The 12,577-nt window shown below is 67.1% G+C and carries 11 protein-coding genes; 8 read left to right on the plus strand and 3 right to left on the minus strand.

Going from position 1 to position 12,577, the window contains the following annotated elements:
- Positions 1–133 precede the first annotated feature (133 nt).
- From mftC to mftG, 5 genes are all read left to right on the plus strand, one after another.
- The gene (gene mftC, locus A5779_RS20550; RefSeq protein ID WP_064885113.1) at positions 134–1,336 is read left to right on the plus strand and encodes a mycofactocin radical SAM maturase; all 1,203 of its coding nucleotides are present in this window, start codon (positions 134–136) and stop codon (positions 1,334–1,336) included.
- Between the two features lie 4 nt (positions 1,337–1,340).
- Positions 1,341–2,525, plus strand: coding sequence for a pre-mycofactocin synthase MftD (mftD, locus tag A5779_RS20555; protein WP_055109998.1), 1,185 nt, complete (start codon positions 1,341–1,343; stop codon positions 2,523–2,525).
- A 130-nt stretch (positions 2,526–2,655) separates the two neighbouring features.
- On the plus strand, positions 2,656–3,399 hold the full coding sequence (gene mftE, locus A5779_RS20560) for a mycofactocin biosynthesis peptidyl-dipeptidase MftE (RefSeq protein ID WP_064885115.1): 744 nt from the start codon (positions 2,656–2,658) through the stop codon (positions 3,397–3,399).
- Entirely contained in the window at positions 3,396–4,808 is a 1,413-nt protein-coding gene (gene mftF / locus A5779_RS20565) for a mycofactocin biosynthesis glycosyltransferase MftF (protein WP_064885117.1), read from the plus strand. The genes mftE and mftF overlap by 4 nt, the downstream gene beginning before the upstream one ends.
- 6 nt (positions 4,809–4,814) lie before the next feature.
- On the plus strand, positions 4,815–6,233 hold the full coding sequence (mftG, locus tag A5779_RS20570; RefSeq protein WP_064885119.1) for a mycofactocin dehydrogenase MftG: 1,419 nt from the start codon (positions 4,815–4,817) through the stop codon (positions 6,231–6,233).
- Here mftG and A5779_RS20575 read toward each other — a convergent pair.
- A complete protein-coding gene (locus A5779_RS20575) occupies positions 6,163–7,794 on the minus strand; it encodes an MFS transporter (RefSeq protein ID WP_064885121.1) in 1,632 nt (543 codons plus the stop codon). The two genes, mftG and A5779_RS20575, sit on opposite strands and share 71 nt — an antisense overlap.
- Before the next feature lie 84 nt (positions 7,795–7,878).
- Between A5779_RS20575 and A5779_RS20580 the strand changes: the two genes are divergently transcribed.
- A complete protein-coding gene (locus tag A5779_RS20580; RefSeq protein WP_064885123.1) occupies positions 7,879–8,508 on the plus strand; it encodes a TetR/AcrR family transcriptional regulator in 630 nt (209 codons plus the stop codon).
- Here the strand turns inward: A5779_RS20580 and A5779_RS20585 are convergent.
- Complete coding sequence (locus A5779_RS20585) at positions 8,493–9,746, minus strand: cytochrome P450 (protein WP_064885125.1); 1,254 nt, start codon at positions 9,744–9,746, stop codon at positions 8,493–8,495. The two genes, A5779_RS20580 and A5779_RS20585, sit on opposite strands and share 16 nt — an antisense overlap.
- A gap of 106 nt (positions 9,747–9,852) precedes the next feature.
- On the opposite strand from A5779_RS20585, the gene A5779_RS20590 reads away from it, so the two are divergent.
- Positions 9,853–11,466, plus strand: coding sequence for a carboxylesterase/lipase family protein (locus tag A5779_RS20590; protein WP_064885127.1), 1,614 nt, complete (start codon positions 9,853–9,855; stop codon positions 11,464–11,466).
- Positions 11,467–11,471: 5 nt separating this feature from the next.
- Positions 11,472–11,825, plus strand: coding sequence for a nuclear transport factor 2 family protein (locus A5779_RS20595; RefSeq protein ID WP_064885178.1), 354 nt, complete (start codon positions 11,472–11,474; stop codon positions 11,823–11,825).
- Between the two features lie 62 nt (positions 11,826–11,887).
- Here A5779_RS20595 and A5779_RS20600 read toward each other — a convergent pair whose 3' ends face one another.
- Complete coding sequence (locus tag A5779_RS20600; RefSeq protein ID WP_064885129.1) at positions 11,888–12,376, minus strand: hotdog fold domain-containing protein; 489 nt, start codon at positions 12,374–12,376, stop codon at positions 11,888–11,890.
- Positions 12,377–12,577 lie beyond the last annotated feature (201 nt).

Below are 12,577 nucleotides of genomic sequence, written 5' to 3' on the forward strand. Positions count from 1 at the left end.
GCCAGTGAGTTGACCACCTCGACGCCCGGTCCGCGTGTCGCGCGGTCGGTATCGCCGACTCCGACCAAGGCCCTTACCTGCACGCGCTGAGCGTGCTGGTGTCGTCGAAGATGCTCATCCCCGGGAATCCACAATGACTTCTGTTGCGCCCGTGCGCACGCCTGTTCCAAGGCTCGTCGAGCAGTTCGAACACGGACTCGACGCCCCCATCTGCCTGACCTGGGAGCTCACCTACGCCTGCAACCTGGCGTGTGTGCACTGCCTGTCCTCGTCGGGGAAGCGCGATCCTCGTGAACTGTCCACCCAGCAGTGCAAGGACATCATCGACGAACTAGAACGCATGCAGGTGTTCTACGTGAACATCGGCGGTGGGGAACCGACTGTGCGCCCGGACTTCTGGGAACTCGTCGATTACGCGACCGCCCACCACGTCGGCGTCAAGTTCTCGACCAACGGGGTGCGCATCACGCCCGAGGTGGCTGCGAAACTCGCTGCCAGCGACTACGTCGATGTGCAGATCTCCCTGGACGGCGCCAACGCCGAGGTCAACGACGCGGTGCGCGGCAAGGGTTCGTTCGACATGGCTGTGCGTGCACTGGAAAACCTTGCCGCCGCCGGCTTTTCGGACGCCAAGATCTCGGTGGTGGTCACCCGCCACAACGTCGATCAGCTCGACGAGTTCAAGGCGTTGGCAGATCGCTACGGTGCCACGCTGCGGATCACGCGGCTGCGCCCGTCGGGCCGTGGCGCCGATGTCTGGGATGAGCTGCACCCGACCCCGGATCAGCAGCGCCAGCTGTACAACTGGCTGGTCGCCCGCGGTGAGCGGGTGCTGACCGGTGACTCGTTCTTCCACCTGTCGGGGCTGGGTGAGCCCGGTGCACTGGCCGGGCTGAACCTGTGCGGCGCCGGCCGCGTGGTGTGCCTGATCGACCCGGTGGGCGACGTCTACGCCTGCCCGTTCGCCATCCACGACAAGTTCCTGGCCGGAAACATTCTGGAAGACACCGGTTTCGGCGCCGGATTCCAGAACGTCTGGCAGAACTCCCCGCTCTTCCGCGAACTGCGCGAGCCCCAGTCGGCCGGCGCCTGCAGCGGCTGCGGACACTACGACGCCTGCCGCGGCGGCTGCATGGCTGCCAAGTTCTTCACCGGTCTGCCGATGGACGGGCCGGATCCCGAGTGCGTCGAAGGCTGGGGTGAGCCTGCCCTCGCGGCCGAGCGCGTCAAACCCAAGCCCAGCGGTGACCACTCCCGCGGCACCAAGCAGGGCCCGGTCGCACTGAAGTTGCTGACCAAGCCGCCCGCCCGCATCTGTAACGAAAGTCCGGTGTAACCCCATGGCTCGTGATACCTGGTTCGAGACCGTCGCCATTGCCCAGCAGCGGGCGAAGAAGCGGCTGCCCAAGTCCGCCTACTCCTCGCTGATCTCTGCCAGCGAGAAGGGCGTGACGGTCTCCGACAACGTGGAGTCGTTCGCCGAGCTCGGTTTCGCGCCGCACGTGGTGGGTGCCACGGAGAAGCGTGAAATGGCGACAACGGTGATGGGGCAGGACATTTCGATGCCCGTCATCATCTCGCCGACCGGCGTGCAGGCCGTCGACCCCGACGGTGAGGTGGCCGTCGCCCGGGCCGCCGCAGCACGCGGCACGGCCATGGGACTGTCCTCCTTCGCCAGCAAGCCGATGGAGGAAGTCACCGCCGTCAACGACAAGATCTTCTTCCAGATCTACTGGCTCGGGTCGCGCGACGAGATCGCCGAGCGCGTGCAGCGGGCCAAGGACGCCGGCGCCGTCGGGCTCATCGCCACGACCGACTGGAGCTTCAGCCACGGCCGCGACTGGGGTAGCCCGAAGATCCCGGAGCGAATGGATCTGCGCACGATGCTGCGGATGTCTCCGGAGGTGCTCACCAAGCCACGCTGGCTCTGGAGCTTCGGCAAGCACCTGCGTCCGCCGGACCTGCGGGTGCCGAACCAGGGTCGCGCCGGCGAGCCGGGGCCGACGTTCTTCGAGGCCTACGGGCAGTGGATGGGTACCCCGCCCCCGACCTGGGAGGACATCGCCTGGTTGCGGGAGCAGTGGGGCGGTCCTTTCCTGCTCAAGGGAATGGTGCGGGTTGACGACGCCAAACGTGCCGTGGATGCGGGTGTTTCGGCGATCACGGTGTCCAATCACGGCGGCAACAACCTGGACGGCACGCCCGCGGCGATCCGCTGCCTGCCTGCCATCGCCGACGCGGTGGGGGATCAGGTCGAGGTTTTGCTGGACGGTGGGATCCGCCGGGGCAGCGATGTCGTGAAGGCCGTGGCGCTGGGCGCCCGGGCCGTCATGATCGGCCGCGCCTATCTGTGGGGTCTGGCCGCCAACGGCCAGGCGGGTGTCGAGAACGTGTTGGACATCCTCAGCGGCGGCATCGACTCCGCGCTGCGCGGGCTGGGCAAGTCGTCGATCCACGACCTGACGCCGGAGGACATCCTGGTTCCGGAGGGCTTCACCCGAACCCTCGGTGTGCCGCGCGCCTGACACTGACGTTCACCCTGAGGTGCAGCGTGACAGGGGTGGCGGGAGAGACGTACGTGATGTTCACGACCGGTGCCGGGAAAGCTACGGCAAATCAATTGCTGCCTGTGCTCCAACAATTGGCGCACAGTAGGTGAATTGGGCCTACCATCGGCACGTGGCTTTCCCCAGCGGGCTCGGGAACTCAACGTCGAGACAGCTACGCAGCATGTCGCCAATGTTGATCGTCCCAGTGGGCTCTACCGAGCAACATGGCCCGCACCTGCCTCTGGACACCGACACGCGCATCGCCGCCGCAGTCTCGCATGCGCTGCTCGAGCACGTCGATGACGCGTCGTCCGGTGACTGGGTGGTCGCGCCGCCTGTCCATTACGGGGCCAGCGGCGAGCACGAGGGGTTCCCCGGCACGGTGTCGATCGGCACCGCGGCCCTGCGGTTGTTGCTGCTGGAGTACGGGCGTTCCGCATTGAGTTGGACGTCGCGTCTGGTGTTCGTCAATGGTCACGGGGGGAATGTGGAGGCGCTGGCCGCTGCGGTGGCCCTGTTGCGCCAGGAGAGCCGCGACGTCGGCTGGGTCCCGTGCATCGCCGCGGGCGCCGACGCACACGCGGGGCATACCGAAACATCTGTATTGCTACATATTTCGCCCGGCGATGTCTGGGCTGACGGCCTAGCTCCCGGGAACACCGCCCCGCTGGCCGAGCTCATGCCGGCGATGCGCAGTGGCGGGATCGCGGCCGTCAGCGAAGTCGGGGTGCTGGGTGACCCGACAACCGCCACGGCTGCCGAGGGGGAGCGTATCTTTGCTGAGATGGTCAACGGCTGTGCCGGTCGGATACGGCGGTGGCAACCGGACCGGAACGGATTGCTGACATGACCGGACCGAGGCTGCCCGACGGTTTTGCCGTACAGGTGGATCGCCGTGTCAAGGTGCTGGGGGCCGGCGCGGCCCTACTCGGCGGGTCGCCGACCCGGTTGCTGCGGCTGGCGCCGACGGCGCAGACCATGCTCAACGGCGGCCGTCTCGAGGTCCACGACGCGCAGAGTGCGCAACTGGCCCGGACTTTGCTCGACGCCACGGTCGCCCATCCCCGTCCGCCCAGCGGTCCGTCCCACCGTGATGTGACGGTCATTATCCCGGTGCGCGACAACGTATCCGGTCTGCACCGGCTCATCTCGGCGTTGCGGGGCCTTCGGGTGATCGTGGTCGACGACGGCTCGGCGGTTCCGGTCTCGCAATCAGAATTCGCCGGGATGCACTGCGACGTGCAGGTGCTCCGGCACTTCCGCAGCAACGGCCCGGCGGCCGCCCGCAACACCGGCCTCGCCGCGACGGAGACCGATTTCGTCGCATTCCTCGACTCGGACGTCGTGCCGCGGCGTGGGTGGCTCGAGGCGTTGCTCGGCCACTTCTGCGACCCGGCCGTGGCGCTGGTCGCACCCCGCATCGTCGGACTGCACACCGCCGACAATGTGGTGGCCAGGTACGAGGCGGTGCGTTCGTCCCTGGACCTCGGGGTGCGCGAGGCACCGGTGGTGCCCTATGGCCCGGTGTCCTACGTACCCAGCGCGGCGATCATCTGCCGGCGCGCGGCGCTGGCCGCGGTGGGCGGCTTCGACGAGACCATGCAGTCCGGTGAGGATGTCGATCTGTGCTGGCGCCTGGTCGAAACCGGGTCCCGCCTGCGTTATGAGCCCATCGCGCTGGTTGCCCACGATCACCGGACAGACCTGCGAGAGTGGTTCAACCGCAAGGCTTTCTACGGCACTTCGGCAGCTCCGTTGACGGTCCGCCATCCAGGTAAGACGGCCCCTGTGGTGATCTCCGGGTGGACGCTGATGGTCTGGCTGCTGCTCGCGATGGGGTCGTGTTTCGGGTACCTGGGCTCGGTGGTGATCGCGATCTTCACCGGCCGGCGCATCGCGCGGTCCCTCAGTACGGTCGATACCGAACCCACCGAGGTCGCCGCAGTGACCGCGCGGGGGCTGTGGTCGGCGGCTCTGCAGCTGTGTTCGGCGATCTGTCGGCATTACTGGCCGGTCGCCCTCGTCGCCGCCCTGATGTTCCGGCGGGCCAGACACGCGGTCCTGGTGGCCGCGGTGCTGGACGGCGTGGTCGACTGGGCGACCCGACGCGGCAATGCCGACGAAGACACCAAGCCCGTCGGCCTGCTGACCCACATCCTGCTCAAGCGTCTGGACGATCTCGCCTACGGGATCGGCCTGTGGACCGGTGTGGTGCGTGAACGTCAGCTGGGCGCGCTCAAGCCACAGCTTCGGAGCTAACCCGAGTTGGAGCGAGACGTCCTGATCGTCGGTGCCGGAAGCGCCGGATCAATTCTGGCTGAACGGCTTTCCGTTGATCCAAGCTGCCATGTCACGGTCGTGGAAGCCGGTCCGGAGCCTAGTGACCCTCGGGTGGCGGCGCAGATCACCGATGCGCTGCGCCTGCCGATCGGGGCGGCGAGTTCGGTGGTCCGTCACTATGCCTCGGTACTGACCGAACACCCGCCCCGGCACGCCGAGATCATCCGGGGATCGGTGGTGGGTGGCTCCGGTGCGGTCAATGGCGGTTATTTCTGCCGGGGGCTGCCAGGAGACTTCGACCGGTGGGCCGTGCCGGGGTGGGGCTGGGACGATGTACTGCCGCACTTCCGTGCCATCGAGACGGATCTGGATTTCGACACCTCCCTGCATGGCGATGCCGGGCCGATCACCGTCCGGCGGGTCCGCGAATTTGACGGTTGCACAGCATCTTTCGTCGACGCAGCGATAGGTACCGGATTCGGCTGGATCGATGACCTCAATGGGTCCACCGCTGCGGCGGCACTCCCGGCGGGGGTCGGTGCCGTTCCGCTGAACATCAACGGCGGCAACAGGGTTGGTCCGGGTGGTGCCTATCTGCAACCCGCGCTGGGGCGGCCCAATCTCCAGCTGGTGACCGACACCCGGGTCCACCGCGTGCTGTTCCGCGCGAACCAGGCCGTCGGAGTGCAGTGCGAAGACGGCTCTGTGCTCGGTGCCGATCGAATTGTGCTGTGTTCTGGAGCAATTGGATCAGCCCACCTGCTGCTGCTGTCGGGCATCGGGCCGGCGGCAGAGCTCGAAGCGCTCGGCATCGAGGTGGTTTCCGATCTGCCGGTCGGCATGCACACTGTGGACCATCCGGAATGGGTACTGCCGGTCTCGTGGACGCCGACTCACGACCTGCCGCCGCTGGAGGCTGTGCTGACCACCGACGACGGCATCGAAGTGCGTCCCTACACCGCAGGTTTTTCGGCCATGGTGCACGGGCCGGGGCACGATCCTGCCGAACTTCCGCACCTCGGGGTGGCGCTGATGCGCCCGCACTCACGGGGCCGGGTCGGGTTGGCATCGGCCGACCCGACGGTGGCACCGGTGATCGAGCATCGGTATGACACGGTGGCAGAGGATGTCGACGCTTTGCGCCGTGGCGCGGAACTGGCTCGTGAATTGGTCAGTAACACAGCAGAAGTCGGTGAGGCTTCGTGGTCGACATCGCAGCATCTGGCCGGTACGGCGCCGATGGGCACCGGCGTGCAGGCAGTGCTGGATCCGACCTGCCGGGTGCTGGGCGTCGAGAATCTGTGGGTGGTCGACGGGTCGATCATGCCGGCCATCACCAGCCGCGGCCCGCACGCGACCATTGCCATGATCGGTCATCGGGCTGCGGAGTTCCTGGCGACCTGAGCCGCCGGATCACTCGGAGCTGCTCACCGTCGCGGCCCGGAGCCCAGATCCCGACGAACACCGCCGCCACCGCCAGGACCGCTGCCATCACCAGCAGGGCCGAGTTCGTCGCTTCCAGGAATGCCTGCTTGGCCAGCCCGCCTACGGCTGTGCCCTGCGGACCCAGTTGCCCGGCCACGGTGAGTGCCTCGGCCAGTGAGCTGAGGATGTGCTCGCGTACTTCGGCGGGTAGTCCGGTCAACTTGGACCCCAGGTGATTCTGATACTGGGCGGCCAGGATCGAGCCGGCCACCGCGATGCCCAGGGCGGCACCGACTTCCCGAGTGGTGTCGTTGACCGCGGAGGCCACGCCTTGTTTCTCGTCGGGAACGGCTCCCATGATGGCCGAAGTCGTTGGTGCGGTACACAATCCCATACCAGTGCTCATGATTAACAGGGGCCAGGCGTAGTCGAGATAGGTGGAGTCCACTTCGAGCAGCCGCATGCACATCAGCCCGACCGCGATCATCAGTAGCCCGATCGACACGCACAGGCGCAATCCCAGTCGTGGCAGGTAGAGGTGGGTGGTGGTGCTCAGGAGGAGTAGCGGAAGTATCAACGGGCACAGGGCGATTGCCGTCTGAATCGGGCTGTACCCCATGACGAGTTGGATGTACTGCATGCTGACGAAGAAATAGCCGAAGTTTGCGAAGAACAGGAACGTCACTCCCACCGCGCCGGTGGCGAAGTCGGGTTTCCTGAACAGCCGGACATCGAGCAGCGGGTGCCGGCTCTTGAGCTGCGCGCCGGTGAACGCCGCCGCCAGGGCGATTCCACCGGTCATGCAGCCCCACACCATCGGGTGAGTCCAACCCCGCACCGGGGCCTCGAGCACCCCGAGCACGAAGGCCGCTACCGCCGTGCCGATGAGCAGCGCGCCGATCCAGTCCAGCGGTGTCGCGTCCTCATCCCGGGAGGAGGACACGGTGCAGGTCAGGATGAACAGCCCGACACCGGCGACGGCGAAGGTTGTGAAGATGGACTGCCATCCCCAGAAGTGCAGCAACCCACCGGTGATCAGGAAGCCGAAGACGGCGCCCGATCCGACGACGCCGGCCCAGATCCCAACTGCCTTGTTGCGCTCGGATTTCGGAAATGCCGCGGTGAGTAGGGACAGGGTCGCCGGCATGATGAAGGCGGCGCCGGCCCCGGCCACCGCACGGGAAATGATCAGGTGTAAGGGATCGTCGAAAAGCAGGGGTGCCGCCGAGGCCAGGACGAAGACCACGAGGCCGGTCAGCAGCGCGCCGCGGCGGCCATAGCGGTCGCCGATCGCCCCGGCCGGGAGCAGCAGGCAGGCCAGCACCAGGGTGTAACCGTCGATCACCCAGGTGAGTTGTGCCTGGGTGGCGGCGGTCAGTCGGGCGATGTCGGGCAGCGCGGCGTTCAGGGCCACCATCGAGGCGATCACGATGGAGACGTCCATGCAGGCGACCGCGAGCAGCCAGTATCGCTTCCGGATCGACAGATAGGACAGGCCGGGATCTATATCCTGGCCAGAATCGACGAGGGTGTCAGACATGCTGCGCCTCCTCCGTCGGTGAAGTTTCGAGACTATCAGTCTCGTAGCGAGACGGTAAGTCTGTTTTTATGGAGGTGTTGGCGCATGACCGCCGAAAGCAGTGACCCGCGTCCGGCCCGATCCCGGGCCCGGTTGCTCGAGGCGGCGACGACGCTGTTGCGGTCGGGCGGTCCCAGTGCGGTGACGGTGGACGCGGTCACCAGGGCCGCGAATGTGGCCAGGGCAACGCTGTACCGACACTTCCCGAGCGGAAATGACTTGCTGGCAGCGGCATTTCGCGCACTCATCCCGGCCGCGCCGATGCCGCCGGCGGACGGCACGCTCCGCGATCGGCTGATCGCCCTGGTTCAGGCGCAGGCCGACTTGATCGCCGAGGCGCCGATCAGCATCACCGCGATGTCCTGGCTGGCACTGGGTGGCGACATGGAGCAATTGCCCTGGCGGTCGGGTGACAGCCCGGAGGTGCGGACCCTGCGTGAGCGAGTGGCCGAGCAGTACGCGCTGCCGTTCGAGGCGATTTTCGACAGTCCCGAGGCGGTCGACGAACTCGGCGAGGTGGATCGGACGCAGGCCGCCGCGCTACTGCTGGGGCCGATCGTGTTGGGTAAGCTCAGCACGCTGGCCGAGTTCGATTACACCAGTTGCGTGCAGTCCGCGGTGGATGGCTTCCTGGCCACCCACCGGCGGACCGAGCAGGCTCAGCGCAGCGAGTAACGAATCGGCAGGTGCTTGAGCCCACCGACGAACGTGGTCGCGGAAAGCTCTGGCGTCCCGGCCAATTCGATGGAATCCAGCCGACTGAGCAGCTCGGTGAACAAGCTGTTCATCTCCATCCTGGCCAGCGCAGCGCCCAGGCAGAAGTGCACGCCGTATCCGAATGCCAGGTGCTTGTTCGGATCCCGCCCGACGTCGAAGCGATGCGGGTTGTCGAAGATCTCTTCGTCACGATTGCCGGAAACGTAGGCCAGGTAGACGGATTCGCCCTTGGCGATCGGTACACCGCGCACGGTGGTGTCGGCGGTGGCGGTGCGCATGAACTCCTTGACCGGGGTGGACCACCGGATCATCTCTTCGACCGCGGTGCCCATCAGATCGGGTTGCGCCTTCAGTCTGGCCAGCTGGTCGGGGTTCTCGATGAGTGCATGGAGTCCGCCGGAGATCGCGTCCTTGGTGGTGTCGTGCCCCGCGCTGGCGACGATCACGTAATACGACGCGGTGTCGACGTCGGACAGCGGTACCCCGTCGATGGTGCCGTTGGCGATCGCCGACGCCAGGTCCGCGGTCGGGTTGGCGCGGCGGGACGCGGTGAGCGTCGAGAAGTAGGCGAAGAAGTCCATCAGTACGGCGAGCTGGTCTTCCAGTGAGCCCCCCTCGCGCTTGTACTCGTCGTCGTCGCCGCCGAACATCTCCTGGGTCAGCATGTGCATGCGGGCGAAGTCCTCTTCGGGGAGCCCGAGCAGGGACATGATCACGTAGAGCGGGAAGTCGACGGCGATCGCGGTGACGAAATCGCACTCGGGCCCGATATCGCGCATCTTGTCGACATACCGCTTGGCGAGCTCGTCCACCCGGACCTTGAGGTCACGCATTGCCTTGGGGCGGAACCAATCTGCCCCGATCGCCCGGACCTTGCGGTGGTGCGGGTCGTCCATGTGGATCAGTGTGCGCAGGCCCATGCCGGCCTCGAGCTGTTGCTTGGCGAGATCGTCGGCGGCCGCGGTGGCCAGCAGGGGCCGGGGCTCGCTGATGAACAGCTCGTTGTCCCGCTCGATGGCCATGATGTCGGCGTGCTTGGTGATGGCCCAGAACGGCCGGTAGGGCCGATTGTCGACCCAGGCCACCGGGTTGTTGGCGCGCAGGTGGGTCAGCGCGGTGTGCAGGCGTGCATCGTCGGCGTAAGCCGTCGGATCGGCGAGCACCTTCGCGGCGTCATCCATTGTCGGCGCGCTCATACAGACTCCTCACTGGCAGAACTTGACGGGTGTCAATTGCCACCATATGTGATCGGCGCCACGTAAGGGAGTCGATTATGCCGATCGGCCCCGTACGCTCGCAGCCATGCGGTCCGGGCGTCGCGTCGTCGCGTTGCTGGCAGTGTTGGCCATGCTGGTGGGAGGCTGTGCCCGAGGTGGCGGCCGGGCGGCGACGCCCAGCCGTTCAGCTGACCCTCCGCCCGGCCTGGTGCAAGGGCCGGACCCGGCAGTGGTCCGGACCGCGGCCGGAACCTTGCGCGGCACAGTGGTATCCGACCATCGGTTGTTCGCCGGGGTGCCGTACGCCGCCGCGCCGGTGGGCGCCATGCGATTCGCGGCACCGGTCCCCACGCCGGGTTGGCCGGGTGAGCGCGACGCCACCCGCCCGGGCCCGCGGTGCATCCAGGACCCCGATTCCGATCCCGAACGCGGAGCCAACACGGCCGAGGACTGCCTGAACCTGAACGTGTGGACGCCGCCGGTCTCGGAGGAGAAGCGTCCCGTCATGGTCTGGATCCACGGCGGCGCGTTCGCCGGCGGCAGCAGTGGCATCTACGACGCGGGACGACTGGCCGCGCGCGGCGACATCGTCGTGGTGACGATCAACTACCGCCTCGGCACACTGGGCTTCCTGGCCCACCCTGCCCTGGGCGTCGGTGGGGACGTCGGCAACTACGGTCTGGCCGACCAGCAGGCGGCGCTCCGCTGGGTGCGCGACAACATCGCCGACTTCGGCGGCGATCCGGAAAAGGTCACCGTCGCCGGTGAATCCGCGGGCGGCATGTCGGTGTGTGACCACCTGGTGTCGCCGGGCTCGGCGGGATTGTTCCGAGCCGCGATCCTGATGAGCGCACCGTGCCAGGCTCAGGCCGACCTCGCCTCCGCGGCTCGCCGATCGCTCGATTACGCGGCCGCTGCCGGATGTCCCGATCCTGCGGTGGCGGCCACCTGCCTGCGGGCCCTGCCGGTGGACAGCCTGCGGAAACCGGTGTGGTTCTTCAATATCGGCAGTGACGAGCTGACCGGTCCGGTCACCGGGTCGACTGTGATTCCGCAGGCCCCGCTGGCGGCGTTCGCATCGGATCGGGCCGAACCGGTGCCGGTGCTCATCGGCACCACCCGCGATGAGTTCACGCTCTTCGTGGCGTTGCGCTACCTGCGTCTGGGGCAGCGCTATGTCGCGGGGGATTACCCGCGGCTGCTGTCCGAGACGTTCGGTGCCGATGCCGCGGCCGTCGGCGCACACTACCCCGTCGACCGGTACGGCGGTGTGGCGCAGGCATATTCGGCGGCGGTCACCGACGGCGAATTCGCCTGCGTGTCGGAGCGGATGGCCGGTGAGCTCTCGCGCACCGGACCGGTCTACGCCTACGAGTTCAACGATCGCTCTGCCCCGGCGCCGGAGGTCATGCGAACGCTGCCCTTCCCGGTCGGAGCCAGTCACTCGCTGGAGCTTCGCTACCTGTTCGACGTCGGCGGGGCGCCGCCGTTGGACCCGGCGCAGCAGCGACTTTCGGACCAGATGATCGACTACTGGAGCGCTTTCGTGCGCACCGGCGAGCCGGCGGTCGAGGGGCAGCCCGATTGGCCTGAATTCGACGGCGGCCGAATTTCGTTGCAGGCCGACGGTAGTCGCGTCGACAATGGTTACGCACAGGAGCATCAATGCCCGTTCTGGGCCGGTCTGAGGGAGAAGTGAACTCGATGGCGACACCGGATCCGCAGGCGTTCGCCGAGGAATGGGTGCGTGCGTGGAACGCGCACGACGTGGACGCGGTACTCGCCCACTTCCACGACGATGTGTTGTTCAGTTCGCCGGTAGCGGCGCGCCTCTTTCCCGAGACCGGGGGTGTGGTGCGGGGCAAGGACTCGTTGCGCCACTACTGGACGACGGCGCTGGCCGGCATGCCGGATCTGCAGTTCGAGGTGCTGGCGACCTACCGCGGCGAATCGGCCTTGGTGATCCATTACCGCAATCAGAACGGCGGGCTGGTCAACGAGGTGCTGCTGTTCGACGGTGTACTCGTGCGCGAGGGGCACGGCACCTATCTGGACTAACGCGACTGTGCGCTCAGATCGCGGTTTCGGCGCAAATCGCGATCTGAGTGCACGCTCAGCGCCTAGGCCGGCGTCACCCAGGAGGTGATGTCGGCGTGCACCACCTCGACGCCGTGGCGGTCGGTGATGCTGACCGGCACCACGATGTCGGTGCCTTCGGTGATGCTGCCGAAATCCGGGGGCGTCAGCTCGGCGCGGGCCCGCAGCGAGGTGGTGGCCTTGGCGAGGTACTGCACGTTCATGGCCTTGGGGATCCAGCGGTGCGTTGTCGGCACAGTGGCCTCCATCAGCATGCCCATCGCCATCTCGGCGGCATTGCACGACGCGATGGCGTGCACGGTGTGCAGATGGTTGTAGACGTAGAACCACTTCGGCACCGTCACCTCGGCCAGCCCCGGTTCCATCCGGACGACGTGGGGGAGGATCGACGCGAAGTAGGGCACCCGGGCCATGGCTGCGGCGGAGAAGGCCCAGCTGCCTCCGGGAAGCGGTGACAGCTTCTTCCATGCTCTATAGGTAGCGCTGGGTGTCCTCACGGGAGACTGCGTCATGCGCCATACCTTACTCAGAAGTAAGTTCGGTCGAGCGGTCCGCAGCGCGATCTTCTTCCGCCGCGGCGCCACCTGCGCGGACAGGGCCGGCCGGCGGGTGTCCGAGGTCGGAAAACACTGGGAAATCCGCGAGTTGGAGGCTCGATGCGTCTGGCCGCATCGACGGGCCCCGACCTGCTCGATCGCGGATTTGGAGCACGC

Source organism: Mycolicibacterium peregrinum, from assembly GCF_001665625.1.
In the GTDB taxonomy this organism is placed as follows: domain Bacteria; phylum Actinomycetota; class Actinomycetes; order Mycobacteriales; family Mycobacteriaceae; genus Mycobacterium; species Mycobacterium peregrinum_B.

Coding starts and splice junctions, on each gene's coding strand:
- A5779_RS20600 (WP_064885129.1), bottom strand. CDS start 12,376: ATGACGCAGTCTCCCGTGAGGACACCCAGCGCTACCTATAGAGCATGG.
- A5779_RS20595 (WP_064885178.1), top strand. CDS start 11,472: ATGGCGACACCGGATCCGCAGGCGTTCGCCGAGGAATGGGTGCGTGCG.
- A5779_RS20585 (WP_064885125.1), bottom strand. CDS start 9,746: ATGAGCGCGCCGACAATGGATGACGCCGCGAAGGTGCTCGCCGATCCG.
- A5779_RS20590 (WP_064885127.1), top strand. CDS start 9,853: ATGCGGTCCGGGCGTCGCGTCGTCGCGTTGCTGGCAGTGTTGGCCATG.
- A5779_RS20580 (WP_064885123.1), top strand. CDS start 7,879: ATGACCGCCGAAAGCAGTGACCCGCGTCCGGCCCGATCCCGGGCCCGG.
- A5779_RS20575 (WP_064885121.1), bottom strand. CDS start 7,794: ATGTCTGACACCCTCGTCGATTCTGGCCAGGATATAGATCCCGGCCTG.
- mftD (WP_055109998.1), top strand. CDS start 1,341: ATGGCTCGTGATACCTGGTTCGAGACCGTCGCCATTGCCCAGCAGCGG.
- mftF (WP_064885117.1), top strand. CDS start 3,396: ATGACCGGACCGAGGCTGCCCGACGGTTTTGCCGTACAGGTGGATCGC.
- mftC (WP_064885113.1), top strand. CDS start 134: ATGACTTCTGTTGCGCCCGTGCGCACGCCTGTTCCAAGGCTCGTCGAG.